General features: G+C 37.7%; 24 protein-coding genes. 8 read left to right on the top strand and 16 right to left on the bottom strand.

From position 1 onward, the window contains the following. Positions 1-108, top strand: coding sequence for an IS3 family transposase (locus FFM51_RS08950; protein ID WP_137596903.1), 108 nt, complete (start codon positions 1-3; stop codon positions 106-108). 128 nt (positions 109-236) lie between these two features. Here the strand turns inward: FFM51_RS08950 and FFM51_RS01555 are convergent, their stop codons facing one another. From FFM51_RS01555 to FFM51_RS01540, 4 genes are all read right to left on the bottom strand, one after another. Beyond that, on the bottom strand, positions 237-887 hold the full coding sequence (locus FFM51_RS01555; protein ID WP_170999537.1) for a sugar O-acetyltransferase: 651 nt from the start codon (positions 885-887) through the stop codon (positions 237-239). A 219-nt stretch (positions 888-1,106) separates the two neighbouring features. Then, positions 1,107-2,102, bottom strand: coding sequence for a D-isomer specific 2-hydroxyacid dehydrogenase family protein (locus tag FFM51_RS01550; protein WP_137596902.1), 996 nt, complete (start codon positions 2,100-2,102; stop codon positions 1,107-1,109). Positions 2,103-2,173: 71 nt separating this feature from the next. Continuing rightward, positions 2,174-3,820, bottom strand: coding sequence for a mannitol dehydrogenase family protein (locus FFM51_RS01545; RefSeq protein ID WP_137596901.1), 1,647 nt, complete (start codon positions 3,818-3,820; stop codon positions 2,174-2,176). Between the two features lie 173 nt (positions 3,821-3,993). After that, a complete protein-coding gene (locus FFM51_RS01540) occupies positions 3,994-4,683 on the bottom strand; it encodes a GntR family transcriptional regulator (RefSeq protein WP_137596900.1) in 690 nt (229 codons plus the stop codon). Positions 4,684-4,944: 261 nt separating this feature from the next. Between FFM51_RS01540 and gntK the strand changes: the two genes are divergently transcribed. Continuing rightward, positions 4,945-6,486 carry a gluconokinase gene (gene gntK / locus FFM51_RS01535; protein ID WP_137596899.1) on the top strand — a complete coding sequence of 514 codons (1,542 nt, stop codon included), beginning with the start codon at positions 4,945-4,947 and terminating at the stop codon, positions 6,484-6,486. Positions 6,487-6,546: 60 nt separating this feature from the next. On the opposite strand, the gene FFM51_RS01530 is transcribed toward gntK, so the two are convergent. From FFM51_RS01530 to FFM51_RS01505, 6 genes are all read right to left on the bottom strand, one after another. Next, a complete protein-coding gene (locus FFM51_RS01530; RefSeq protein WP_137596898.1) occupies positions 6,547-7,428 on the bottom strand; it encodes an aldose 1-epimerase family protein in 882 nt (293 codons plus the stop codon). 88 nt (positions 7,429-7,516) lie between these two features. After that, positions 7,517-8,944, bottom strand: a complete 1,428-nt coding sequence (gene uxaC / locus FFM51_RS01525) for a glucuronate isomerase (RefSeq protein ID WP_137596897.1) — start codon at positions 8,942-8,944, stop codon at positions 7,517-7,519. 52 nt (positions 8,945-8,996) lie between these two features. Continuing rightward, on the bottom strand, positions 8,997-10,526 hold the full coding sequence (locus FFM51_RS01520) for an MFS transporter (RefSeq protein WP_137596896.1): 1,530 nt from the start codon (positions 10,524-10,526) through the stop codon (positions 8,997-8,999). Between the two features lie 298 nt (positions 10,527-10,824). After that, on the bottom strand, positions 10,825-11,586 hold the full coding sequence (locus FFM51_RS01515) for a flavodoxin family protein (RefSeq protein ID WP_137596895.1): 762 nt from the start codon (positions 11,584-11,586) through the stop codon (positions 10,825-10,827). Positions 11,587-11,600: 14 nt separating this feature from the next. Next, a complete protein-coding gene (locus FFM51_RS01510; RefSeq protein WP_137596894.1) occupies positions 11,601-12,773 on the bottom strand; it encodes an MDR family MFS transporter in 1,173 nt (390 codons plus the stop codon). A gap of 209 nt (positions 12,774-12,982) precedes the next feature. Next, positions 12,983-13,384 carry a VOC family protein gene (locus FFM51_RS01505; RefSeq protein ID WP_137596893.1) on the bottom strand — a complete coding sequence of 134 codons (402 nt, stop codon included), beginning with the start codon at positions 13,382-13,384 and terminating at the stop codon, positions 12,983-12,985. Positions 13,385-13,623: 239 nt separating this feature from the next. Between FFM51_RS01505 and glpK the strand changes: the two genes are divergently transcribed. From glpK to gndA, 4 genes are all read left to right on the top strand, one after another. Next, a complete protein-coding gene (glpK, locus tag FFM51_RS01500; protein WP_137596892.1) occupies positions 13,624-15,138 on the top strand; it encodes a glycerol kinase GlpK in 1,515 nt (504 codons plus the stop codon). A gap of 60 nt (positions 15,139-15,198) precedes the next feature. Continuing rightward, a complete protein-coding gene (locus tag FFM51_RS01495) occupies positions 15,199-16,368 on the top strand; it encodes a CynX/NimT family MFS transporter (protein ID WP_137596891.1) in 1,170 nt (389 codons plus the stop codon). Between the two features lie 240 nt (positions 16,369-16,608). Beyond that, positions 16,609-18,087 (top strand): glucose-6-phosphate dehydrogenase, encoded by a 1,479-nt coding sequence (zwf, locus tag FFM51_RS01490; RefSeq protein WP_137596890.1) that lies wholly within the window; start codon positions 16,609-16,611, stop codon positions 18,085-18,087. Between the two features lie 331 nt (positions 18,088-18,418). Further along, entirely contained in the window at positions 18,419-19,849 is a 1,431-nt protein-coding gene (gndA, locus tag FFM51_RS01485) for an NADP-dependent phosphogluconate dehydrogenase (RefSeq protein WP_137596889.1), read from the top strand. 137 nt (positions 19,850-19,986) lie between these two features. Here the strand turns inward: gndA and FFM51_RS01480 are convergent, their stop codons facing one another. The 4 genes from FFM51_RS01480 to FFM51_RS01465 form a co-directional block, all read right to left on the bottom strand. Beyond that, positions 19,987-21,177, bottom strand: coding sequence for an MFS transporter (locus FFM51_RS01480; RefSeq protein WP_137596888.1), 1,191 nt, complete (start codon positions 21,175-21,177; stop codon positions 19,987-19,989). 164 nt (positions 21,178-21,341) lie between these two features. Beyond that, a complete protein-coding gene (locus tag FFM51_RS01475; RefSeq protein ID WP_414691946.1) occupies positions 21,342-21,929 on the bottom strand; it encodes a GNAT family N-acetyltransferase in 588 nt (195 codons plus the stop codon). A 151-nt stretch (positions 21,930-22,080) separates the two neighbouring features. After that, positions 22,081-22,560: a universal stress protein gene (locus tag FFM51_RS01470; RefSeq protein WP_137596886.1), complete on the bottom strand. Its 480-nt coding sequence runs from the start codon at positions 22,558-22,560 to the stop codon at positions 22,081-22,083. Between the two features lie 73 nt (positions 22,561-22,633). After that, the gene (locus FFM51_RS01465; protein WP_137596885.1) at positions 22,634-23,281 is read right to left on the bottom strand and encodes an SDR family oxidoreductase; all 648 of its coding nucleotides are present in this window, start codon (positions 23,279-23,281) and stop codon (positions 22,634-22,636) included. Positions 23,282-23,480: 199 nt separating this feature from the next. Here FFM51_RS01465 and FFM51_RS01460 point away from each other — a divergent pair, with 199 nt between their 5' ends. Continuing rightward, positions 23,481-24,005: a GNAT family N-acetyltransferase gene (locus FFM51_RS01460; protein WP_137596884.1), complete on the top strand. Its 525-nt coding sequence runs from the start codon at positions 23,481-23,483 to the stop codon at positions 24,003-24,005. Positions 24,006-24,090: 85 nt separating this feature from the next. Here FFM51_RS01460 and FFM51_RS01455 read toward each other — a convergent pair whose 3' ends face one another. After that, positions 24,091-24,573, bottom strand: a complete 483-nt coding sequence (locus FFM51_RS01455; protein WP_137596883.1) for a MarR family winged helix-turn-helix transcriptional regulator — start codon at positions 24,571-24,573, stop codon at positions 24,091-24,093. Between the two features lie 127 nt (positions 24,574-24,700). After that, positions 24,701-24,937, bottom strand: coding sequence for a hypothetical protein (locus FFM51_RS01450; protein WP_137596882.1), 237 nt, complete (start codon positions 24,935-24,937; stop codon positions 24,701-24,703). Positions 24,938-25,121: 184 nt separating this feature from the next. On the opposite strand from FFM51_RS01450, the gene FFM51_RS01445 reads away from it, so the two are divergent. Next, complete coding sequence (locus FFM51_RS01445) at positions 25,122-25,871, top strand: gamma-glutamyl-gamma-aminobutyrate hydrolase family protein (RefSeq protein ID WP_137596881.1); 750 nt, start codon at positions 25,122-25,124, stop codon at positions 25,869-25,871. Positions 25,872-25,945 lie beyond the last annotated feature (74 nt).

Raw genomic sequence — 25,945 nt, 5'->3', positions numbered from 1 at the left:
ATTGTAATTGAAACAGTCCAAAACTACATCCAATTTTGGAATAATACTCGTATTTTTACCAAATTAGGCAACCAATCCCCAGTCCAATACCGGGAATCGATTGCCTAATCGGAAGCAAAATGACTTTTTAGAATCTGCTTTTATTTGATTGTCTCAAAAAATAGTTGCAGTTCCGAATTTAATTTCTTAAACACCTTTTTTTAATTAGTCAATTACGTGCAATTCGTGCAATTATTTTATCGATGGAAAGTTTCATTTCTTGCCAATTTGTCTAAGTATTCTTGTGACACTTGACGTTGCTTAAAGTAATATTTTTTATCATGTTCATTAAACTTACGGTTAACCTTAGCCGGGTTCCCAAAGGCCAAAGTATTAGCTGGAATATCCTTAGTAACTACTGATCCAGCACCAATTACAACGTTATCCCCAATTGTCACTCCTGGCAAAATCGTAACACTTGCACCAATCCAAACATTATTCCCAATCTTAACAGGGAAACCGTATTCTGCCCCAGTTTTCAGTCTTAATTCTGGATCTAATGCATGTCCCGCCGTGTAAATACCAACATTGGAAGCAATTAACACATTATCACCAATTTCAATTGTGGCAGTATCTAATAGAGTTAGACCATTATTAGCAAAAAAATTATCACCGATTTTTACATTAGAACCATAATCAGTATGAAATGGTAATTCGATAAAACAGTTTTCACCCATTCGGCCAAACATTGCTCCTAAGAGCTCACTACGGCGCTTTAAGTCGCGATAGTTAAGTCTGTTATATTCAAATAATAGATCTCGTACTTTCATTCTCATTTCCATTAATTCTGGCGTTTGATGATACAATTCACCATTTAATATATGTTTCATTTGATCTTGACCAGTCATTATTTGAACCCCTTTTTTAAAATAATCTAGTGGTTATTTTACTACAAATTGAACAAAGATATTGGTTCGTGTTTTAATTTGGCTTTCTTGCTGATAGTCGAAACGTGTTTACAGCCACAAAAGCTCTCGTTTAACATAAAAAATAAGAAGATCAAATTCAAAAAAACGAATCCGATCTTCTTATTTTTACGTTACACTACAGCTTTTAAGCGCGATAGTTTAGTTTACACTTTGTGTTAATTCTCGCACCAATGGTTTTCCGTTAACAATGTTTAATACATCAGAGACACATTTTTCACCCATTCCATGCAGGCACTCATAAGTGTATGCAGAAGTATGAGGAGTAATTAGAAAATGTTGATCCTTTAAGAATGGGTGGTTAGCCCGAACAGGTTCAACTTCCATTGTGTCAGCAGCATAGCCAGACACCTTACCACTCTGAACGGCAGCCAGCATTGCTTGTTCGTCAATTAAGGCACCACGAGCATGGTTAACAAAATAAACACCATCTTTGGCCTTTTTCAATGCATCAGCATTGATTAAATGGTAATCTCCATCATTTAATGATGCATTTAATGAAATATAGTCACAATTAGCAAGAAGTTCATCTAGCTCAACTCGTTTTACATTTGGATTTTTATCAAACCAACCTTCAGGAGCATGCGGTTCTGGATCGTTAACCATTACCTTACCACCAAAAAATTGGAATAACTCAGCTACTCGACTACCAATATTACCGCAGCCGATTACCCCATATGTTTTGCCACTAAATTCATGACCCATAAACTCAGCACGATCTTCATACCGATCCTCTTTGATACGATTAGAAGAAGCAGGTGCCTGGCGAACTACGGACATTAAATTAGTCAAAGCATTTTCAGCGACAGCATTTCGTTCAACTAACGGTGGCACAATTGTCACCTTAGTACCATGCTTTTTAGCTGCAGCTAAATCAATATTGTTGTAACCAATTCCATGGCGTGAAATTAGTAACAGTTCGTCCTTGTTTTCAAAAAAATCTGCCTTAAAAAAGGGTGTCACACTTGAGACAATTACATTATATCCATGTAATTTATCAGCCAATTCTGGCCCAGAAATATTAGGGTCAACCATAAACCGATCTACTGTCCCAACCTGTTCTAGTTGCTGCCAATGTTCTTTAAACACTTGTCCAAAACTACTTGAATTAACTACCGCAATTTTATACTCTGACATGTTTAACCTTCCCATCCTCATTTCTATATTCATCTACTAATTTACCACAAAGTCGTTCTTTGATTAGTATATTATTTTACAGGTTTTGCCTTTTGTACCAACGTATCATGTAGTACTTGGGCAATTGCACCATTACCAGCTAGCATTTGTTTAAAGTAAGTTTCTACTTTTTCACCCAAGCCAACTTTATACAGATCCATATTAAAGATGGTTTCACTACTCAAAATTCCTTTAACTCCATCATGGACAGCTACACTGGCATCGCCTAATTTAAAACCAGCTACTTGAGCATGTAGCTCATCAAACATTGGATCTGGACTTGGTTCAAATGTCTCACCCTTGTCATTAACACCCATTAAGTAACGCAACCATGTTGCAATCACCAATGGAATAAAGTTCAATGTCTTAGGATCACGGTTGTTGTCATCCACATAATGTTGAATGGTTACACCATAGCGAACACCCAATTTTTGCGATGTATCACTAGCGATTCGTTGTGGTGTATCTGGAGTGTATGGGTTAGGTAATCGTTTTGTTAATAGTTCATTAATAAATGCTTGTGGGTTAATAACTTTAGGATCCTTAACCACTGGCAATCCTTCAACATATCCAATTTGCTTAATTAGCGCAACCAAATCATCATTTTGCATTTCATCAGCAATTGAGTGGTAATCCAAGACACTACCATAAATCGCAAGTGCTGTATGCAATGGATTCAAGCAAGTTGTAACTTTCATTTCATCAGCATCATTAACAGTATCACGATCCGTGAGGATAACACCCGCTTTTTCAAAGGCAGGTCGACCATTAGGAAAGTCATCTTCAACAACCAAATAATGTGCCTCTTCAGTATTAGTAAAAGCAGCAATATTGGTGTGCTTCTCAGAATGAAGAATGGTTGCATCTTCAAATCCGTCGTTCTTTAAATCAGTTGCAATCGTTTCAGACGGATTTGGTGTGATTCGATCAATCATCGAAAGTGGAAAGGCAACTTTATTCCGATCAGATAGATAGTCAATGAAGTCTTGCTTCACAAATCCGTTAGCCAACCACTGTTTAGCAATTGTTAAGACACTATTTTTAAGTCGATCACCATTTTGAGAAAAGTTATCTGTGCTCATCAAAGTTAATGGAACAGCGCCATTTTCAAATCGTGTTAATAACAGACTCACTAGTAACGACATATTGTTTTGTGGTTCGGCAGGTCCATTTTGCAAATCAGCTGCCACTGGTGGAAAGAATTCGCCAGCACTGTTTTTTAAATGATAACCTTTTTCTGTAATTGAAAACGAAACTACCTGTAAACTAGCTTGCTTAAAGATTTCTTTTAACCGATCAAAGCTAGTCGTATTTTCACCAACTGGTCCAGCAAAAATTGCATCTGCTACTGAAGCAAATAATTCCCGATCTTGTGAACCGTCAGCTTTAGTAATAACCCGCACAACCCGATTATTATATTTACCATAAATATCTCTAACAACTGCGTCATCATATGTTTCAGCAACAATCACGCCAGTCTTACTTTCGCCACTTTCCAATAACTGATCGGCAATGGCAGCATGAAATGCCCGAAATAAATTACCACCACCAAAGTGAACCCAGTGGGGACTAGCCAATGTTTCTTTTGTCATTTCCGCTTGATCATAAGTAGGAACCTTAATATTGCTGCTATCAAATGCAGCTTTATTCTGTAAATAATTATCTGTAATCTTTACCATGTGTGAAACTCCTTCCAGTTATTAACAACTTAAAAAATTAACTGATATACTAGTATGCCTGAATACGCTTTCAGTTTATCACATTTACATCATCTGTCAATGAACTTTCACAATAAATCTATAAATAAAAAGGTGTCTTCCGATCGACACCTGTGTAGTCCAACAGTAATTTATCATTCATTATCCGTATCAACGAAATAGTCTGGAAACTTAGCCAATAAACTTGGCATTTCACTGAGCATTAACCGTAGATGAGCCTCGCTAGAAAATCGAACTCCCTCCACATTTCTTTCCTTTACTGCTTGAAAAATATTTTGGTGTTGTTCCAAAAGTGTATCCCAATTTAAATCCGCAACCTCAAGTCGCAACCAGCGATAGCGATTCAATTGCATGTTAATCGTTTGCAACCAATCCCAAATCAACTGGCGCTTGGCGCCAATATAAAATAATTGATGAAATTCCTCATCAAGATCAAAGAACAAATTATTGTCACTTACCTTAGCGGCTTCAACCTGACGATTTAAATTGTCTTCTAAGCGATCAAATAATTCTGGTGATGCATTAATCGAAAACTCTAGTAAGATATCGGGATCGATCTCACGACGCAAAAATTGGGCATTCTCAGCTGACTGCATATCAATCCTAGTGACATAAGTTCCACTTTGAGGCACCACTTCCACTAACGAATAACGTTCTAACCGAATAATAGCTTCTCTAACAGGCGTTCGCCCAATTCCCAAGTCCTGTGACACAATCTTTTCAGAAATTTTTTGTCCAGGAAAATAAACTCCATGTAAAATCTGATATTTCAACCGATTGTAAGCATCAGCCCTCATATTTAAATTGTTATTATCTTCATCCATCTCATTCAACTCACTTCGTCTATTTAACTGCTATTATACTAGTATTTTGATTTTTTGTTTATTTTATTAAAAAATACCTGATTTTAGATGTTTTAGACAAAACTGATATACTTGTTGTTGACAATTTGCTAAAATCGTTGTTAAATGTAAGCGTTAACAGATAAAATTAGTTTTTTAAATACTTGTTTTCAGTTTGAAACGTGCTAATTCAGTCAACCTTCGTAGGCTTAATTAACACTCTACTTTTAGGAGGTAACTAGTTTGGAATATGTAGTAGGAATTGACATTGGTACGACCAGCACCAAAGCTGTTTTGTACACCTTAAAAGGTGATATCAAAGGGTATTCAAATCAGCTTTACCCACTTTATCAGGATACCCCTGACATGGCAGAAGAAGATCCTGACGAGATTTTTAACGCAACCGTCACAGCTTTAACCGAAGTAGTTAAGAACGCTGATGGACGTGTCCGGGCTGTTTCATTTTCAACCCAGCAACACAGTTTAATTGGCTTAGATGCCGACCACAAGCCTCTAACAAGGGTTATTACATGGGCGGACAACCGTGCCGAAAAACAGGCTACTACTTTAGGTCAAAGTGGACAAGGATTAAAAATATATAACAAAACCGGACTACCAATTCACCCTATGGGACCAGTTTACAAACTGTTATGGCTAAAAAATGATAAATCCGATTTATTTAATCAAACAAGTTATTGGGTTGGAATTAAAGAATATGTTCTATGGCGTTTCTTTCACCAGCTAAAAGAAGAAACATCTATGGCAGCAACAACCGGTTTGATGAATATTTTCAAAATGGACTGGGATGAGGACATTTTGAAGTTCGTCGGTATTAAACGTGAACAATTACCAGAATTAGTTGACCCAACTGATCAGTTAACTGGTTTAGAACCTAAACTAGCAGATCAAATTGGTATTTCAGCTGATACCCCATTTGTAATGGGCGCAACTGATGGAGCCTTAGCAGAGATCGGATTAGGGGCCATCGGCAAAGGTGAAGTTGCTGTGACTATTGGTACTTCCGGCGCTGTAAGAACATTCATCGATAAACCTCAGCTTGATCCCAAAGGCCGAACTTATTGCTACCCGGTGATGGACGGTAAGTGGATCGTTGGTGGACCCGTTAATAATGGGGGCATCGTTTTCCGATGGGTTCGTGATAATTTGTTTGCACCAGAAAAAGAAACTGCCAAATTACTAGATATGGATCCTTATGATCTACTAACAGATATCGCAAAAAAAATTCCTGCTGGCTCTGATGGTTTGATTTTTCACCCATTTTTAGGTGGCGAACGTGCGCCAATTTGGAATGGCAATGCTCGTGGTTCTTTCTTCGGCCTCACTCGGACGCATACACGTGCACACATGGTACGAGCCGCTCTTGAGGGAGTTGTCTTTAATCTTTATACAGTCCAATTAGCACTCCAAGAAGCAGTTGGTGAGCCCACTTTAATTACTGCTACTGGTGGGTTTGCGCGTTCAGCTTTGTGGCGTCAAATGCTAGCCGATATTTTCGAACATCCTGTCACGATCCCAGAAGCATTCGAAAGTGGCTGCTTGGGAGCCATGACTTTAGCCTTAATTAGCATCGGCGAAGCTAAAGATATGTCAGTGGTTAAGCAATTTGTTGGTAAACAAAATACGTATCAACCAGATCCGGCCAACTTTAAAAATTATCGTGATCTACTACCAATTTACTTACGGGTCGGCCGTAAATTGGAAAGTGAATATGACGTAATTGCTGAGTATCAACGGCAACATCCTAATCCAAATAGTCAAAAGTAGTCAAATTAAAAAAGACACCGAACAAAATTGTTTGGTGTCTTTTTAATTGGGCTTATTAATTTACTTCAAACTAATCTGATACTTAAATGACCTTGATTTCCCTGCATCAAGACCCACATTAGCCTCTTTTGTCAACAACTCACTTTGTTGTCCACTGATATCTGGCAACCCTTGAAATGGCTCAATGCACAAGAATGGAGCATCAGCACCCTCCTTTGTCCACAGACAAACATATCTAAAGTCTGTCAGCGATAACTCAATGCTATGTTGTGTCTTTGGTGAGGTCAGTCTAACTCCAGAAATACCATCGTTTTCAACAATTACCAGTCCGTCTGCAAACATATCATAGTTTAAAGGAATGCTGCTCTTATTTGCCGCTGAAATTGGAATTATTTTACCATCACGAAAGGGTGCTGGCGTTTTGACAATCTCAAATTGTTGTAAGTCCAAATTATTCGGGCTAAATTCAAGCTGATAGTCTGAAAATTGTCCCTCTCCATTAATAGGAACGTTGAATGCCGGATGTGATCCAAATGAAAAACTCAACTGCTTGTCATCTAAATTATCGACTTTAAAATTAAAACTTAATCCTTGCTCTGACAGCTCAAATGTAATTGTTAATTTAAAATGAAATGGATAGTATTTTCGTGTTGTTGGATTATCAGTCAGCGACAATATCAGCTTTGAACCACTATTTTCTTCTACTGCAAAGGTTTCCTCAGAAACAAAACCATGTTGCGGCATTTCATATGTTTTTCCATTAAATTGATATGCATCTTCTTGTGAACGCCCAATTGCTGGAAACAGAACTGGGGCATGTTTAGGCCATAAATCATTATTCCAAATATAATCGAAATCACCGGCAATGTTAACTAGGTGTGTTAATTGAGCTCCACGTTCATCGATCTGTGCTTTAAATTGTGTATTTTCAATTGTTTGCATATTATTTCCTCCAGTAAAAAAGTCAGCCGAAGCAATTCGACTGACTTTTTAAATATATGACCAGTCTATTTATCAGTTAGTGATTCGACTAATCTTGGTCAAAGAACCCAAAGTAACTATGAGCATTATTATATGAAATATCTTCTACAATCTTGCCTAAATATTCCTCATCATCTGGAACCTGGCCTCGTTGTGCTAATGAACCAATATAATCACATAAGACACGACGGAAGTATTCATGTCGTGGGTACGACAAGAAACTACGAGAATCTGTTAGCATACCAACAAAGTTTGCCAAAAGACTTTGTTCTGCCATGATTCGTAATTGTGCTTGCATACCTTCACGAGTATCGTTAAACCACCAAGCGCAACCTAATTGCATCTTTTGCATAACACCACTAGCATAAAAGTTACCCATACCAGTAGCTAATTGCATCCAATCGTTAGGATTTAATGAATACAACATTGTGCGTGGAATATTATCCTCATTTTGCATATCTGTTAATAAATCTACGATTTGTGCTGCAATATCAGGTTGAGTCCCCATTGAATCAAAACCAGTGTCAGCACCTAATTTCTTAAACATTGGCTTGTTTGCATTTCGAATAGCGTTGATATGATACTGCATTGTCCAATTAAATTTCTTGTTCAATCGCATCAACATCTCAACTAAACCTGTTGAATATGCATCGATTTCGTGAGCTGTTAGTGGTTCGTTATTTTGCCCTTTAGCTAAAATTTGATTTAACTCACCCTCAGATACCTTCACAAAATGGAAAGTGTTCAACCCGTGATCCGATAAACGTCCTCCTAAACTAGAGAAGAACTCAAAACGTTGTTCAAATGCAGCTGAAAGTCCGGCAAAATCATTAATATCAACCCCAGCAGCAGCTCCTAGTTCCTTTAAATAATCGCCAAATGAATCGGCCGAAATATTAAAGGCTTTATCTGGACGCATTGCAGGTAAAACTTTAAAGCCGTTTTCTTTTTCTTCTTTTTTAAGTAAAACGTGATACTTCAAATCAGAAGCTGGATCATCAGTCGTGCAGACAACCTTCACATTTGAATTACGAATTAAACTGCGTGGCTTGAAATCGTCTGTAACTAACAGTTTATTAGCTTTATCCCAGACCTGTTTAACATTTTTTGTAGTAAATGGTTCATCAATTCCAAAGAAACGTTGTAATTCCAAGTGGGTCCACTCATAAAGCGGATTACCAATTGCCTTTTCAATTGTTCCGGCCCAGGCCACTAGTTTTTGATATTCATCCCCGTCACCAGTGATCAATTCTTCATCAACGCCATTAGCACGCATTAATCGCCACTTGTAGTGATCACCAAAGGTTCCATCATTAATCCAAATTCTGGTTAAGTTAGGATAATTTTTATTCTCATAAATTTCCTTTGGATTCAAATGACAGTGAAAATCAATAATCGGCATTTTACTTGCATGATCATGAAACAACTTTTTCCCCATCTCATTTGTTAACAAAAAATCTTTGTCTAGTAAACTCATGATTGATACTCCCTTTTATTAAAACTAATTTACTACAAAACAATTAAAACCATTACTTCGCGTTGTCTTCATTCCAAACTTTGTCATAATCCCAGCCAGTTAATTCTTCAACAACCTTACGTGTTTCTGGTGTTACATCCGCTTTACTTCCACCAGCTTTAAGGCGATCAATTTCATTAGCTACAACATCATGAGTTTCTTTGTTTAACTTAAACGTTAACGCAAGTAGCAAAGCACAAAGAATTAAACCACCGGCACCAAAGACTAGCACACCCACAATAGCATGTTGAGCTGATTCTGGTTCGTGTAACAAATTCTTAGCACCTTTAACATAACCACTTTCATCTAGCACAATCCCAACAATAACTGTTGCAACTGCGACTGTTGATTTGCGCACAAACGTCATGAATGCTGCATAAATTCCTTCACGATGTTGCTTAGTTACAATTTCATCTAAATCCGGAATAAATGGAAAGACATTCCACGGTGTGAATTCCAATGTTTGACGACCAACTTGGTAAATAAGGCCAATTGCAAGTAACCAAACTAATGGATTGCTAGGCTGCAACTTGTACACTAGATAATCACCAATAATCATCAGCAGCATGATCGTATAAGCGTTAATGAATAGAAATTTAGGACCCTTTTTAATCATTAACCAACCAGCTAAAATCGTTGTTGGAATCCCAATTACTGATAACGATAAAATATTAGCTGAATCTGTTGCAGTTAAACCTAAACATGAAACAATGAAATAGACAAAAATGGTGTTGTACGTATCCTTACCCGTAAACGACAATAGATAAATTCCAATATGCTTACGGAAACTTTTGATTTTCATTGTGGAAATATAATCTTTAAACTCTTTTGCAAAAGTCTGCCATAAGCTTCTCTTAGGTTGAGAATTATAAACATCCTTCATTTCTTGAGTAACTGGACGTTCCCACGTTGCTTTGTTTGCTGCAAACACACACAAAGCAAAAATAATAGCGAATATAATACCATTAACCAAATATGCATATGGATTATTTTGACCCATTGCACTAATAATTTGACCCGGAACGAATGTTGCTAAGAAAGTTCCCGTTGATGAAATGAACATCCGTGTGGAAGACATCTTTGTCCGTGATGTGTAGTCACTCGTCATTTCAGTCGGCAATGTTTCCCACGGAATTAAAACTGATGCAGCAATAATTTCAAATAATAGATAAACGATTAAATAGTACCAAAAACCGCGACCTGGCACCCACATTAAAATATATTCAAGCATCAGCGGCGCACCGATCATTAAGAAGAAATGCCGTCGGCCAAACATTTGACCAAGCTTCGTACGCCAGAAATTATCGGTTAAACTTCCCATAACTAAACTTGTTATGGCATCGATAACTCTGGCAATTCCAATAATCAATGCCCCTTGTGTAGCAGTTAAGCCTGCAAACGTCGTAAAGAAAAATAACAAAAAAGCCCCGATGATGGTAAAACCACCACCACCCATCATATCAGGCAATCCATAAAAGAATGCCCGTCCAAATGTAACTTTGCGGCCATGTGACCCAAAGACACGTCGATCTTTATTTTCCATAATTGTACCCCCACAATTATATATTTTGAATAAAAATAGCAAACGAAGAACTAAGTACTTAGTGTATTCTTCACAATCTAAAACGAAACTGGCATACTAGTATATCTGAATACGCTTCCATTATAACCTTTACATTTTAGTTGTCAACGCACAATCTGATAAATGGTGCCATAACAAGCCACTATTACTAGCAAATCACTTTTTATCTCACTCTAATTAAATTATGAGCAAACTAAAATAAGGTTGAAGCAGGAAAACATAGTTTTCACCTCAACCTTATTTTATTATTTGCTACCTATTATTTTCTCTTATGCTTCATAACCGTCATAAAGTGCAAAATGAATGCCAGCAAAACATAGAAAATCACCACAAATGAACCGACAGACCACCAAAATTGAGCACCAACCAAGGTTGGATTAATCAGGCGCTGAATTCCCATTGTGATAAATGCCATTATGGCAACCATGAAGAATAATTCAATATATCGTTTCACTGTGCTATCATCTCGTTTCTGTTTATTTGCGATTTTGGCACCCCAGCGAGCACATTCCTCTTTTTTTGCTTGGGATAATTTAGTCTGACCATAAGAGTTAGTCAAAACTAATTCGTGAATTTTAATTAATCCAGCTAACGACATAGCCTTATCAATCGTCTTAAACGTATCATCAGTGGCACCAGTCAAAACATTCTCAACCGTTCCAGTATAACAAGTGGTAATTGATAGATAGTGTTTGTCTTTAAATTTAGTTGGATGAATCGCTCCAGTATGATCAAATCGTCCCATTCGTTGACGCAAGCAATCTAAAAAGTTCTTCATAACTCCTGACAATGCACCAATATACGTTGGTGCTGCCAACACCCAGACATCGCTTGCAATTAATTTCTGTTCAATCTGATCTAATACAAGATTAGGCTCCCCCGTATCTGGTTTAATGTCGTAATCTTCTAAAAATAACAGCTCTGTTTCATGTGGTGCGGGTACCGCAGTCAAAACTGCATCTAACATTTTAGCTGTGATTCCATTACACTTATGAGATCCTAAGATTCCCAAAACTTTCATTCTTATCCCACCAACTAACCTTGATTTTTTCGAATATGACGCACATTTTGCATTACTAGTAATAAACAAATCCCCATTATTACAGTGACTGATAAGAACAATGATTGATAGCCAAAACCGTCGATGATCATTCCACCATATAGTGGTCCAATGGCTCGACCGACAGAAATTGACATATTCATTATCCCCTGATACTTACCCGTTTGTGCTGGATTAGTTAATTGATCAATCCACGCGGGAATACTAGGCAACCCCATCATTTCACCAATTGTTAAAATAATGAAATCAACAATAAACCATACAAATGAGTCAGCAAAGATTAACAAGAAAAAGGACAATGCAAAAATGGTAATACCAATTTCAATTTGGCGATCGATTTTTAGATATGGCTCTAGCTTATTAACCAGCGGCTGTCCTACTAAGATAATAATTCCATTCATCGTCCATAACAGACTATATGCATAAAACGGAATATGCATATTAGTCAGATGAACAGCCATTACGCTTTCCCACAAAGTATAGCTTAAATATGTTGAAATAACCAAGACACAAATCAACCAAACTAATGAACTAGTTCTAACGGGCGCCTTAGTTTCAACTGCAATACTGTCTAATTTACGATTACGTTTTGGCACCGGCACGTTGAATGTCGTGATTGTTAGCAATAAAAACAGTGCATAACAGATACTCGTTACTGCGAAAACAACTGTTACACCAAGTGACATTAAGAAGCCAACCAGTAACGTTCCAACCACAACCCCCAGATTCAGGGCCATGTATAAAACATTAAAGATATAACGAACTTTATGTCCCTTTATGGATGCAGCATAGGCATTAATTACAGTAATGTTGGCCCCATCACCAAATCCGACAAACATCAGCAAAACAGCAAAAATAGGCCAACTATGGAAAAAGATTAGTGCCACCACTGCTACTGTTGCGATACTCACAGATGTTAGTGCCGTTTTATAAGGACTCCAATGATCAAACAGCCACCCACCCAAATAATTACCTAAAATCATGGCACAAGACATAAAAAATAGCACTACTCCAGCGGTTGCTAAACTTTCATGTAAATAATTGTGCATATAAACCGTCGTTAACGGCCACAAAAAAGAGGCCCCAGTATTGTTCAAAAAACTAGCAGAAACGACCCATTTTAATTTTATTTCTTTTGCCTGTTGCATCGTGGTTTCCTACTTTCTTTACCAGCAATAAATTAAAATAAATGATATTTAGCTTACATTATTATAATAATTTTCTTCCGTTCATTCTCTTATGCCCATTATATGAGGCCTTGAGCATCTCGTCAAACTGCTGTCACTTTATTGTAAACAAAAAAAGATGCCAACTTTTTAGTTGGCACCGTTAATATTCATTTCATCTTACTTAATGATCACCAAACTAGTTGCCAAGTAACCCCAAATTTATCCGTAACCCATGTGGCTTTCTTAAAACCCTCCACGGCTTCTGGACCCATCATGACCTCACCTGTCGGCGCAATACCATCAAAATAACGATCAAATTGTTCTTCTGTATCACAATACAGCATATAACTAGTGGCCCAAGTTTGTTTTGGCACCCCGGCATCGATTGGCAAATCCATAAAGTAAATTTCATTACCATTCAATTCTAATGTTGCAAAAAAGACTTTACCAAGTTCACCAATTGGTTTTGCCTCAGTATACAACTCCATTGCTGCAATTTTAGTATCATCAAACACTGTTGTATAAAACTTCATTGCGTCTTCCGCCGTGCCGGCAAAAGTAAAACACGGAACCATTTTTTGTACTGTCATTGACTGCACCTCCAATTTGATTAATTTGAACGTAACACGTTACCAACAATGGCGTCAAAGTTTTTACCTTAGTCTTTGAAACCGATATCATTTACTGGTATGATTCCCCTAGTAAAGCTTTTACATTATCATTTAAAAATCTTTCCAGCGGTAAGAAACATCTCTTGAGTTTCCTCCGCTATTACTTATAACTTCTGTGTCTTTTAAGACACTTTATTTTTGACTGGAGGAAACTCACTATGGCACTCAAATCTCCCAATAAATATATTCTTTCGATTGACCAAGGAACCTTAACTACGCGAGCAATGCTGTTCAACCAACGTGGCTTCAAAGTTTCAGAGGTTGAACGACAGCTTCGCAGTTTTGCGCCTCATCCTGGTTGGATGGAACATGATGCCAACGAAATTTGGAACGCTGTACAACAAGTAATTGCTACCATCTTAATCAATACTAGCATTCAGCCACAAAACATTGCTGGCATCGGAATCACTAATCAACGTGAAACTACCGTTATTTGGGATCGCGAGACTGGTGAACCAATTTATCATGCTGTCGGTTGGCAGTCGCAACAATCTGCGAAAATCGTGCAGCAATTGATTGATAAAGGTTTTCATGATCAGATTCGTGATAAAACTGGATTAAACATCAACGCTTATTTCTCCGCCACTAAAATTCGCTGGGTGTTAGATCACATTCCTGGTGCTCAAGAACGCGCCGAAAAAGGAGAACTACTATTTGGTACAATCGATACTTGGTTAACGTGGAAGCTTTCTGAAGGTGCTGTTCACGTCACTGACTATTCAAATGCTAGTCGTACAATGCTTTTTAATATCCATACTTTAAATTGGGATGCAGACATCTTACAATTGCTCAATATTCCTTTAGCAATGTTGCCTGAAGTGCACTCTAGTTCTGAAGTATATGCCACCACCAAAACATTTCAATTTTATGGTGCTGAGGTCCCCATTGCTGGAATTTGCGGTGACCAACAAGCAGCTCTATTTGGCCAAGCCGGCTTTGAAAAAGGAACTGTTAAAAACACTTATGGACCTGGTTCATTTATTGTGATGAATACAGGTGACGAACCACAACTATCTCAAAATAATCTAATTACGACGATTGCGTATGGTATCAATGGACATGTTCGCTATGCCCTTGAGGGAAGTATCTTCGTAGCTGGACAAGCAATCGATTGGTTACAGGATAATCTTGGAATGATTAATAATGCGTTTGAATCGCGTGAAGCAGCGCTTGCTTCTACTAATAATGATGAGGTTTATGTCGTCCCTGCGTTTACCGGTTTAGGTGCCCCCTACTGGGACGCCGAAGCCCGCGGTGCCGTTTTCGGTTTAACGCGCGGTACTAACCGCAATGATTTTATTAAAGCAACGTTGCAATCGATTGCCTATCAGACCAAAGATGTCATCGAAACAATGCAAAAAGATACTGGACTAGTAATTCCAAAGTTAAAAGCTGATGGTGGCGCATCTCGTAATACCTACTTAATGCAATTTCAAGCCGACATTTTAAACATTGAAGTTGATCGTGCTGCTGAAGAAGAAACAACCGCTTTAGGTGCAGCTTTCTTGGCCGGCCTAGCAGTGGATTACTGGAAAAATACAGATGAACTTAAAGAAGTCCTCGCTGATGGTAAGTTGTTCAAACCATCAATGGAACCGGCCAAACGGCAAAAGCTTTATCAAGGCTGGCAAAAAGCTGTCGCAGCAACACAATTTTTTAAACCGCTAAATTAGTTTTACGCTACAACCTATGATATGATGGTGGTCGCAATTATATAGATAGGATGTGAGTTTTTGACTAATACGCGGAAACACAGCGCATTTTTAGTTTTGGGAATTTTTCTACTGGGTGCTTGTATGCGAACACCAATTACTTCGATTCCATCAGTAATTAATAATATTGCTGAAACCCTTGGAGTAAAGGCGACTAGCTTAGGAATTTTAACAACCCTGCCTTTAATTTGTTTTGGTGTTTTTTCACCGCTTGTACCTGTTATCAGTCGGCGATTGGGCAATGAATTAACCATTGCCATCATTACAGTAATTTTATTTGTTGGCTCGTACATGCGAATCATCAACCAACCGTTATTATTCGTAGGAACATTACTAGTCGGTTTAGCAATTACATTCATGAATGTGCTGTTACCAGCTTTAATTACCGATAATATGCCGGCTAAAATTGGAACAATGACCAGCTTGTATACACTATCAATGACTTTCTTTAGCGTTTTTGGTGCTGGTTTAAGCGCTCCAGTTGCTCAAAAAACAAGTTGGCAATTTGTTGTTCAGATTATTAGTTTGATTGCATTAATCACATTTATTTTGTGGCTGCCAAACATAAAGTTTAATCATCGTGATAAATTCACCGTTAAACAGACTACCGCTTCCGTATGGCAAAATAAAACCGCATGGTTCATGTTATTTTACTTTGGTTTGGCATCACTAATTTTCTACACATTAGTAGCCTGGCTACCAACAATGGCTATTGCCGCTGGATTATCATCCAATACTGCCAGTTTATTAGCAGGATTATTTCAACTAGCCTCCGTACCGACTTCATTTTTATTACCAATTTTAGCGGTTCGGATGCACAATCGAACTAAATTAATTGTCATCGCTGCAGCAGCTACAATTGTTGGTATTGTCGCATTAATGATCCCAATTCACTCTGTAGTTTTCTTTGTGATTATTAACATTGTTTTAGGTGCTGCCACAGCTGCAACATTCTCGTTAACCATGACGATGTTTGGTCTAAAAACAAAAACACCAGAACAAACCAGAAATCTGTCCGGTATGGCTCAATCACTTGGTTATTTAATTGCTGCAGTGGGACCAGTTTTGACTGGTGCTTTACAAAATATGACGCACTCATGGTTGACCACCGATATTTTCATGCTGGCAGTCACTATTATTTTTATGATTTGTGGCATTATCTGTGAAAAGCGCCAATTTATCTTTGATTAACAATCTTACTTTGCACAAAAATACACAAATATATTAACCTATACCAATTTTCATTTTTGAATAACCATTGAATTAATATAAACGATCTATAATCTGGCCCATTTTTATAATGGATGTTCATTAATGAAAACGTTGCCTTTTTAACGTGCACATTGCTTTAAGAGAGTATATAATCGTACCTGTTAGAATTATATCCTAGTAGTTAGGACGATTCATTCAAAAGACAAGGAGTGAACATTTTTGGCAAAAGAGAACACAGCTATCTTTACATTTTTTGGTGCATCTGGTGATTTAGCTAAACGTAAATTGTATCCATCACTATTTAAACTTTATCAAAAAGGTTATCTAAAGGATCATTTTGCAATTATCGGAACATCACGAGCAGACTGGACCAACGATGAATTTCAAGGAATCGTCTCTGAATCAATCAGCGACATTAAAGAGGAATCAAAGAATCAAGCCAATGAATTTGTTAGTCATTTTTACTACATCGCTCATGATGTTACTGACAAAGCTCATTATGCTGCCCTAGATGAACTAATCAATAAGCTTGATAAGCAGTACGAAGCTAATGGCAACCGCCTATTTTACCTTTCAATGGCACCAAGTTTCTTTGGCCAAATTGCGCTTAATTTAAAATCTGAGGGTCTAATTACTCAAGAAGGTTACAACCGTTTAGTAATCGAAAAACCATTCGGACGTGACTACAAATCTGCTAAACAACTTAACGAAGAACTCACAAGCACTTTCGAAGAGGATCAAATCTATCGAATTGATCATTACCTTGGTAAGGAAATGATTCAAAATATTGAAGCATTACGATTTGGTAATACGATTATTGAATCACTTTGGAATAATCGTTACATTGATAACGTTCAAATTACTCTTAGCGAAAAATTAGGTGTTGAAGATCGCGCATCATACTATGATACATCTGGAGCTTTGCGAGATATGGTCCAAAACCATATTCTCCAAATTGTCAGTCAATTGGCAATGGAACAACCAGTTGCCTTTACCGACGCAGATGTACGAGTAGAAAAAGTAAAAGCTTTGCGGAGTCTACGTGTATATACTCCATCCGAAGCTGCTGGTAATTTTGTTCGTGGTCAATATGATGCAGGTGATACTGGCAATGAATACCGTGATGAATCTGGTGTTCCGGACGATTCAAACACAGAAACATTTGTTGCAGGTAAATTATTATTTGATAACTATCGCTGGTCAGGTGTGCCGTTTTACATCAGAACTGGTAAAAAGTTAGCTGATAAATTTACTCGTATCGATGTTGTCTTCAAAAAACCATTAATTGATATTTTTGCATTTCCACAAAAATCAGATGCTGCACTACAAGCTAACGTCTTAACTATTTATGTGGAACCACAGTCTGGTTTTTCACTAAAAGTTAATGCTAAGAGCACTGGCCAAGGGTTTGAAACTGAACCAGTAAACTTGGATTTCTTCCAAGATGCAGACAAAGAAAAAGAAGTTCCTGAACCATATGAGCGTTTATTGCATGATGCACTTGAAGGAAATAGCACCAACTTTGCTTCATGGTCAGAAGTGGCCTATGCATGGAAGTTTGTTGATGTTATCCGTAAATTATGGGATATCGAGGAGCCAATCTTCCCTAACTACCTACCAGGTTCAATGGGCCCAGTTGCATCAGATGAACTGTTACAAAAAGATCATCGTGCTTGGGTTTATCGCTTAAACAAGTAGAGTGTGACCAACCGCGATCAAAAGTCAGAGCATAACGGTAAATAGAGTAGTGTGATTCAAAGCTCAAATCACACTACTCTTTTTATTTAGCCCCAGGTGTTTGTAGAAATTTACACGTTTCAAAAACTTTAAATTAAGAACCTCTGATTCTATTGCCTTTTTAAGCAAAAAAGCTCTCTAAATAATTTCAGATATCAATAAAAAGCATTACGAATTATAAATATTGTGAATTAGGTAACTTTTTCTCGCATAATAGTTTACGTTTAGCAAAACAATGTTAAAATAGTCTTGAACCGTTTTAATTTTAAAAATTTGAAGGAGAGTTGTTTACATGTCTGATCAAAAAGCACAAATTGGTGTTGTTGGCCTTGCTGTCATGGGTAAGAACTTAGCCCTAAACATTGAAAGCCGTGGCTTTACAGTGGGCGTTTATAACCGTTCACGTTCTAAGACTGACGATATGATGAAGGACCATTCTGAAAAGAAATTGGTACCTAGTTATACCGTTGAAGATTTTGTTAGTTCACTAGAAAAACCTCGTCGTATCTTGATGATGGTTAAAGCCGGTGCACCAACTGACGCTGTGATTGATGAATTGATCCCATTACTCGACAAAGGTGACGTCTTGATTGATGGTGGAAACACAAACTTCCACGATACAATTGCACGTAATGCCAAACTAGATAAATCTGGTATCAACTTTATTGGTATGGGAGTTTCTGGTGGTGAACTTGGTGCCCTTCAAGGACCTTCATTAATGCCTGGTGGCCAAAAAGATGCCTACGATTTAGTTGCCCCAATTTTGGAACAAATCGCTGCTAAAGCTAAAGATGGCAAGCCTTGTGTTGCTTACATTGGACCAAACGGTGCCGGCCACTACGTTAAAATGATTCATAACGGAATCGAATATGGTGACGAAGAATTAATCGATGAAAGTTACAACATTTTGCGTAATGTTGCTGGTCTTTCAATTGATGAATTAGCCGACACATTTAAAGAATGGAACGAAGGCGAATTAGACAGCTACCTTGTTGAAATCACCGCTGATATTTTAACTCGTAAAGATGACTTAGGCGATGACAAAAACTTACCTATCGTTGATGCTATCTTGGACCGCGGTGCCAACAAGGGTACTGGTAAGTGGAGTTCCGAAGATGCATTAGCAATTGGTGTTCCTCAATCAGTTATTACTGAAGCTGTATACGCTCGTTACATTTCAATGATGAAAGACGAACGTGTAGCTGCAAGTAAGCAATTGGCTGGCCCAACAGCTAAAGTTGACGTCAACAAAAATGAAATTGTCGAAAAAGTTCGTCAAGCTCTCTTCTTTGGTAAAATCATGAGTTATGCCCAAGGTTTCGAACAACTTCGAGTTGCTTCAGAAGAATATGACTGGAACCTTAAATTTGGCGAACTAGCTCAAATCTGGCGTGAAGGCTGCATTATTCGTGCTCAATTCCTTCAAAGTATTACAGATGCCTTTGATAAAGATCCTAAGTTAACTAACTTGTTATTAGATGGATACTTTAAAGACATTGCTGCTAAATACCAAGAATCAATTCGTGACGTAGTTGCCTTAGCCGTTAAAGCTGGCGTACCGGTACCAAGCTTAAGTGCTGCAGTAACTTACTACGACTCATATCGTGCTGAAGTGTTACCTGCTAACCTTCTTCAAGCACAACGTGACTACTTTGGTGCTCACACATATGAACGAAACGACCGTCCAGGTAGTTTCCACTATTCATGGTACGAAGAACAATAGAATACTTCTAGCTGCGTCTTTTACGTAGTTTTAGAATAAAAAAGTCCAATCCTGATATATTTCGGGATTGGACTTCTTTATTATTTTTAGACATTTAACCGATAACGCGTTTTAGTTACTACCATTTGAACTATTCATCACACTTTTTCTATTTGAACAATAACCAAGCTCGAAACCAAAGCAAGCAAAACTAGCACCATGTAAACACTATTTTGTAAATTTCCAGTTGGGTTAGCAGCAAACGCCACTCCATACAGTGACGGACCGAAAGCAGACATTAAGTACCCACCCGCTTGAGCCATCCCAGACAATTTTGCTGTTGCGTAGGGATTATCCGTTTTTACAGCAAACATCGTCATATCAAAAATAAAAAATACACCAATAGCATAACCAATTAGTAAACTTTCTGGCATCCAAAAAGTAACAGAAGATGTATTCTGAACAAATAACATTCCAGCCGCAGCCATGCCACACAAACCAGCTGACCAAATTAAAATCTTTTTCCCTCGCCGTTTGAAAACTACTAACAATTGCGGCAAAAAAATAGAAATTGGTAACCCAATTAACGCAAATGAAGCAGTGATCACACCAATAATCCCAGCGGGAACACGATGATAATCCATTAACGCAGGCATCCAAGCACTAAACGTGTAACTCAATGTTGCTTGTCCGCCAAACGTCAATAAAAACGGCCAGGCACGTTTATTATTCCAGACATGCAGATCACTTTTTACGTGTCTTTTTATATCCGTACGGCTAATTTTTTCAGGCAACCATGTAGTTACAAGTAACCACCCTGTCAACGCTAGCACCGGTACAATCACGAGCAACCACATCATTGATTTCCAGCCCCACATCTGTATAACTGGCGCAGTAATCAAATTAAAAATTGCATTACCAAAAATCATAGCAAACGAATATAACGTTGTATACAGCCCGATCCGATTAGGAAAGTATGCTGTTACTAGTGATGGCATAAACACATTTAGGTGAGCAATCCCCGCGCCAATCAAACAAGTTCCCAACAGCATTGTTGGCATGGCAATGATTAATCGCAGAAATGAACCCACCACTAGAGTACCGATTGCAACCATCATTGCTTTTTTAAACCCTAATAGATTCAATAAACCAGAAGCAAAGTTAGAAAACAATAAAAACATGATCAGCGGTAAAGTCGTTAAAATTCCAAGCTGGCTTTGCGCAACATGTAAATTGGTTGCCAATTCTTTTAACATCAATGGCAATGTCGTAATAGGAGAACGCATAATAAAGCCAATCAGCAAAACAACTGGCAACATCCATTTCATTTTTCTCATGGTAGTGTTCATTTAGTGCACCGCTTTTCTATGTATATTTAAAAACTAATAATTATGTAGGGAATAATAGTTCAATGAGACTAGATTATCAGAACTGACATAAAAATACCACATTAAAAGGCCTAAAAACGAATAGTTTTCAGGCCTACCAATTTCATTTTAAGTTTTTTATTACATTAAACCAACACTTTTTGGGCGGTTGAAACCTGTAAGTGACGATAATGATGATCACCAATCATAATCTGACCAGCGCCCCTAAACCCTAGTCGACGATACAACTTTTCTGCGAGTGGATTTAAAGTATCTACATTTAGTCCTAACGTAGGATAGCCTAAATCTGCTGCATGGTCAGCAATTGCCCGAATTAGTTTAGTAGCAATTCCCATCCCCCGATAATTATCATCGACTGCTAATGAGTCCAAGTAAAATTCATCGTCAAACGCTTCCGGATCAGCAAAGAAATCAACATCACTGATTGAAGGTATTTCTTGAGCAGCTTGCTCATAAACACGATTAACCGCAGTTTCATTTGTATCCGGATATGCGAACGCCATCCCGACTACCTTGTCGTCAACTTCGGCAACTAATGTAGTGGCAATATATCCAAGGAGCGCCCGGCGTTCGTAGGCGTTCCTGATCATCTGCTGAGGATCCTCGTCTGGAACTGACTCGAATTCCGTCAATTCCATTTCGTCATAAATTAAAGACATCAGTGGCACTATCTGTCCCGCATCCTCAGGTTCTGCTTTACGGATTGTTAAAATAAATATCCCTCCATTTCAAGATACTGATATCATATCTGAAATAGCAGAAAAAGGCAAAAGAAATGAAGTGGTCAAACATGATTGTACTTTAACCATGTTTGACCACTTCATTTACAGTACACTAATGTCCCTAGACGCGTTTATTTGCGCTTTACTTTTTATCTTCAATCTTTTCGTTTTGAACCGTTGTGCGAACAACCAAAACGTCCACAATTGCATTACGATTAACAAATGATGTCACTGACCCCATCACAGCTCGCTGCATCGTTGATAGGCCACTAGCACCCATCATGATCAAATCAAGCTTATGATCCTTTGGAAAGTCGTATGCGATAACAGTCTTAGGATTGCCTAACCGAATATGAATATCAACATTCGTAAAACTATCAGTGGAGCGTAAATGCTCAACAAGTCGATTTAAATATTCTTTTGACTCATTAACTAACTGATACGTAATACTACCATCAGACATCCCTGCATAATTATAGGTTACTGATCGCGTATCAAGCACATTTAATAAATCAATATGCGCATTATTTCGCTTGGCAACTGCTACGGCTTTTTCTAACGCTAACTTTGCTTCTTGTGAACTATCAACTGGTACTAAAATGTTTTCATAGACTTGATCCATAAATTAATCATCCCTTCACAACATGCAATTTAATAACTACATTGTACCATTAAATCTAGTGAAACTGTACACGTTATAATTCATTTAGTGCCTCATCAATTGATTTTTCACCGCTAATTAGATTGAAAACTCGTTTTGCCGTTTTACTATTGTGTAATGAAGCAGCAACTACTTTAGCCACATCTTCACGTGCAACACTACCAGCAACATCTTGTTCTGCATCAATTTGAACTAGCCCAGTACCAGCATCATTAGTTAATCCACCTGGTCGAACAATTGTATAGTTTAAGTTTGTTTGATTTATTAACCACTGATCCGCATAGTATTTTGCTGCATAATATGGACGCATATCGCCAACCCATTTCTGCCGATCATCAGTATATAACGCACTTACAATCACAAAACGCTGCACCCCAGCAATTTGTGCCGCTTGCATACTTTTTACAGCGCCATCCAAGTCAACAAGCATTGTCTTATCGGCGCCTGTTTTACCACCTGACCCGGCTGTAAATACAATCGCATCGATTCCAATCATTTTTTGCGCTAATGTGTCAGGTAGTTGTTCTAAGTCAAATTTAGTTGGAATAATATTTTCATCATGTAAATCTGCCAACTGTGCTGGATCACGCACACCGGCTAATACCTGATCGCCTTGAGCACTTAAAATACGAATTAATTTTTGTCCCACATTACCGTGGGCACCAATTACTAATATTTTCATATTGACCTCCTATTATTTAAAAAGTGTGAACTGAAACAGTTAACTGTTATACGTTAAGTTAGGCCGTTTCGAACATATTCATCTTTAGGCTAATTATAGTCAACTTATCTTTGAAATACCATTTATATCCATCGCATTGATTCGACATAAAAAATGCGCTATAATCTTTCACATTGCTGTAAGAAAAGGAAGTGTTTTTATGTCTGTAACTTATATCCGTCAGGCAACTAACGAAGATTTACCAGAAATTAAAAAAATCATTGCTGATGCTAAAGCGTATCTCAAAAAACAAGGTGTCGATCAGTGGCAAGATGGTTATCCATCTGACCAAAATTTAGCTGATGATGTTAAAAATGAAATTACCTATGTCTTAATCATCGATGGTAAAATTGCTGGAACAGCTGCTTTATGGCAGGGAATTGATTTAAATTATTTAAAAATTGAAGATGGTTCATGGCTAAATGGAATCGAAGCACGCTACACCGCCATCCATCGAATTGCACTATCAAGTGAATTTCGTGGCCAGCATTTATCTGAAAAATTAATTTCAGGGCTGTTAACCGTTTCTAGAACACTCGGCTACCATGATGTTCGAATCGACACTCATCCGGATAATCTCGGCATGCAGCATGTGATCACTACAAATGGCTTTGATTATCGTGGAATTATTTACATGCATGCTGGTTCAGCCAAAAGATTCGCTTATCAATTATTGCTTCAGTAACATCCAAAAAAATAAATTACCCTAATTAATGATAATAGAGATAGTTTGGACTCATAGATTATGAATCCAAACTATCTCTATTTTGTTAATCCTTATGTTCACCACTACGTTCGGCGAAGTAGCTAGGCTCTTTAGTAACAACCTCTTGCGTAAATTCTTTAATAAATTCCAAAACTTTTCCCAATTTTTCCACACCAAAAATTTCGATCCATTTTCGGGCGCGAGCCAAACCAACTTCCATTAGTTTGGCTTCCACTTTTTTACCGTCAGCAGTTAGCTCTAAAATTTTACGGCGACGATCATGAGGATCAATTTGTTGCAATACATATTTTTTACCAAGTAGACCACTTATTTGACGTGAAATAGCAGATCGTGATACTCGATGTGATTCTGCTACATTCATTAAAGTGATTTCCCCTTTTGCCTCGCTAACCTCACGCATTATCAAAAATTGATCAAACGAAATACCGTACTCTGCCGCCGGTGCGGAAATAAAGTCTTGCAAGTATTTAAGTGAGTACAAATACGATTTAATAAATGCATCAAACAATTGATTTTCTTCGTCCATATTTTTAAATCCCCTTTATTAAAAATAAAACCCCTTTAACTCTACTGGTTTATTAATAAAATTCAAGCGAATTGGATAATAAATATCTATAATGGACAAAACTTTAACATTTTTTAATATTTGGGTATTATTTTTGAACGGTTAATTTTAATTTATCAGTAACTGACAAATTTTCTGCACTAACATTGTAGTTTAGATCTGTTTTACCAAACTCTCTTTCGATCTCTGTTTTAACTTCGTCACTGGGGCGACGATCAACTTTTTCTTGTTCAATTTCAATATCAAGTTCGTTACTACGCTCAGTAATCTGATAATCTACATCAATCACATTTAAAATCTGTTGTGCTAATTGGCGTGTTGTCATTTTTCCATCCCCTAAATTTATTTACGCTCCTACTGTAGTGCTATTTAACCAAAAAGTAAAAGATTGTTCGTGTAATTACCAGAGAACAGCCATTTTTATTGACAATAATTTGGTTTTAGCATACAATTTCTCCAATTCAGACTTTACATATTGCGCTCAGTTTAATTACGGGAGGATTACATACATGAAACCAAGGATTGCAATGCCAGCCGACACGTTTACGGAAGCTACGAATATCATTAATGAAAGAAACGCAGAATTCGCACCAGATCCAGCTATTCAAGCAGTCACTAAATCCGGTGGAATTCCAATTATCTTGCCTTCGATTGATCCAGAAGACGCACCTAGTTATGTTGATTTATTTGACGGTTTATTAATGTTGGGAGGCTTTGACATTGACCCAACCTTCTTCAATGAAGAACCGCATTATAATCTCGGTGAAACTTATCGTAAACGAGATCTGTTTGAGATTGCATTACTAAAGGCAGCAATCAAAGCAGGGAAACCTGTCATGGGTATTTGTCGTGGGATGCAAGTCATAAATGTCGCTCTAGGTGGTACTTTGTATCAAGATTTATCAGAAGATCCTCAAGCAAAATTAAAACACAACCAACAGGCTCCAGGTAATTTGCCAACCCATCACGTTAATATTCAAAGTGGTAGTATGTTGTCATCACTGATTGGCGAAAGAAGTTATGTCAACTCGCGTCATCACCAAGCACTCCATCAGCTTGCTCCTTCGCTGCAGACTGTTGCTAAATCAGATGACGGTGTCATCGAAGCCGTGGAATCTAAGTTAAATACCCAGATTCTAGGAGTTCAATGGCATCCTGAAAATATGTTTAAACATAATCAGGAATCCCAGGCTCTGTTCGCTAACTTCATTGAACGTAGTAATAATGTTAGTGGACTCTCAAGCATTCAAACAGCTTAAGTAAATAATCTCCTACACTGAAAGGTTTAAATTATCCTTCAATGTAGGAGATTTTAATTATTTTGTTCACCATT

It is taken from the genome of Paucilactobacillus kaifaensis, assembly GCF_005405145.1.
Taxonomy (GTDB): Bacteria; Bacillota; Bacilli; order Lactobacillales; family Lactobacillaceae; genus Paucilactobacillus; species Paucilactobacillus kaifaensis.
The sequence above is the reverse complement of the archived record's forward strand: the minus strand, read 5'-3'. Positions and strand labels throughout refer to the sequence as shown.

Coding starts and splice junctions, on each gene's coding strand:
- FFM51_RS01555 (WP_170999537.1), bottom strand. CDS start 887: ATGACTGGTCAAGATCAAATGAAACATATATTAAATGGTGAATTGTAT.
- FFM51_RS01550 (WP_137596902.1), bottom strand. CDS start 2,102: ATGTCAGAGTATAAAATTGCGGTAGTTAATTCAAGTAGTTTTGGACAA.
- FFM51_RS01545 (WP_137596901.1), bottom strand. CDS start 3,820: ATGGTAAAGATTACAGATAATTATTTACAGAATAAAGCTGCATTTGAT.
- FFM51_RS01540 (WP_137596900.1), bottom strand. CDS start 4,683: ATGGATGAAGATAATAACAATTTAAATATGAGGGCTGATGCTTACAAT.
- FFM51_RS01530 (WP_137596898.1), bottom strand. CDS start 7,428: ATGCAAACAATTGAAAATACACAATTTAAAGCACAGATCGATGAACGT.
- uxaC (WP_137596897.1), bottom strand. CDS start 8,944: ATGAGTTTACTAGACAAAGATTTTTTGTTAACAAATGAGATGGGGAAA.
- FFM51_RS01520 (WP_137596896.1), bottom strand. CDS start 10,526: ATGGAAAATAAAGATCGACGTGTCTTTGGGTCACATGGCCGCAAAGTT.
- FFM51_RS01515 (WP_137596895.1), bottom strand. CDS start 11,586: ATGAAAGTTTTGGGAATCTTAGGATCTCATAAGTGTAATGGAATCACA.
- FFM51_RS01510 (WP_137596894.1), bottom strand. CDS start 12,773: ATGCAACAGGCAAAAGAAATAAAATTAAAATGGGTCGTTTCTGCTAGT.
- FFM51_RS01505 (WP_137596893.1), bottom strand. CDS start 13,384: ATGACAGTACAAAAAATGGTTCCGTGTTTTACTTTTGCCGGCACGGCG.
- glpK (WP_137596892.1), top strand. CDS start 13,624: ATGGCACTCAAATCTCCCAATAAATATATTCTTTCGATTGACCAAGGA.
- gndA (WP_137596889.1), top strand. CDS start 18,419: ATGTCTGATCAAAAAGCACAAATTGGTGTTGTTGGCCTTGCTGTCATG.
- FFM51_RS01480 (WP_137596888.1), bottom strand. CDS start 21,177: ATGAACACTACCATGAGAAAAATGAAATGGATGTTGCCAGTTGTTTTG.
- FFM51_RS01470 (WP_137596886.1), bottom strand. CDS start 22,560: ATGGATCAAGTCTATGAAAACATTTTAGTACCAGTTGATAGTTCACAA.
- FFM51_RS01465 (WP_137596885.1), bottom strand. CDS start 23,281: ATGAAAATATTAGTAATTGGTGCCCACGGTAATGTGGGACAAAAATTA.
- FFM51_RS01460 (WP_137596884.1), top strand. CDS start 23,481: ATGTCTGTAACTTATATCCGTCAGGCAACTAACGAAGATTTACCAGAA.
- FFM51_RS01455 (WP_137596883.1), bottom strand. CDS start 24,573: ATGGACGAAGAAAATCAATTGTTTGATGCATTTATTAAATCGTATTTG.
- FFM51_RS01450 (WP_137596882.1), bottom strand. CDS start 24,937: ATGACAACACGCCAATTAGCACAACAGATTTTAAATGTGATTGATGTA.
- FFM51_RS01445 (WP_137596881.1), top strand. CDS start 25,122: ATGAAACCAAGGATTGCAATGCCAGCCGACACGTTTACGGAAGCTACG.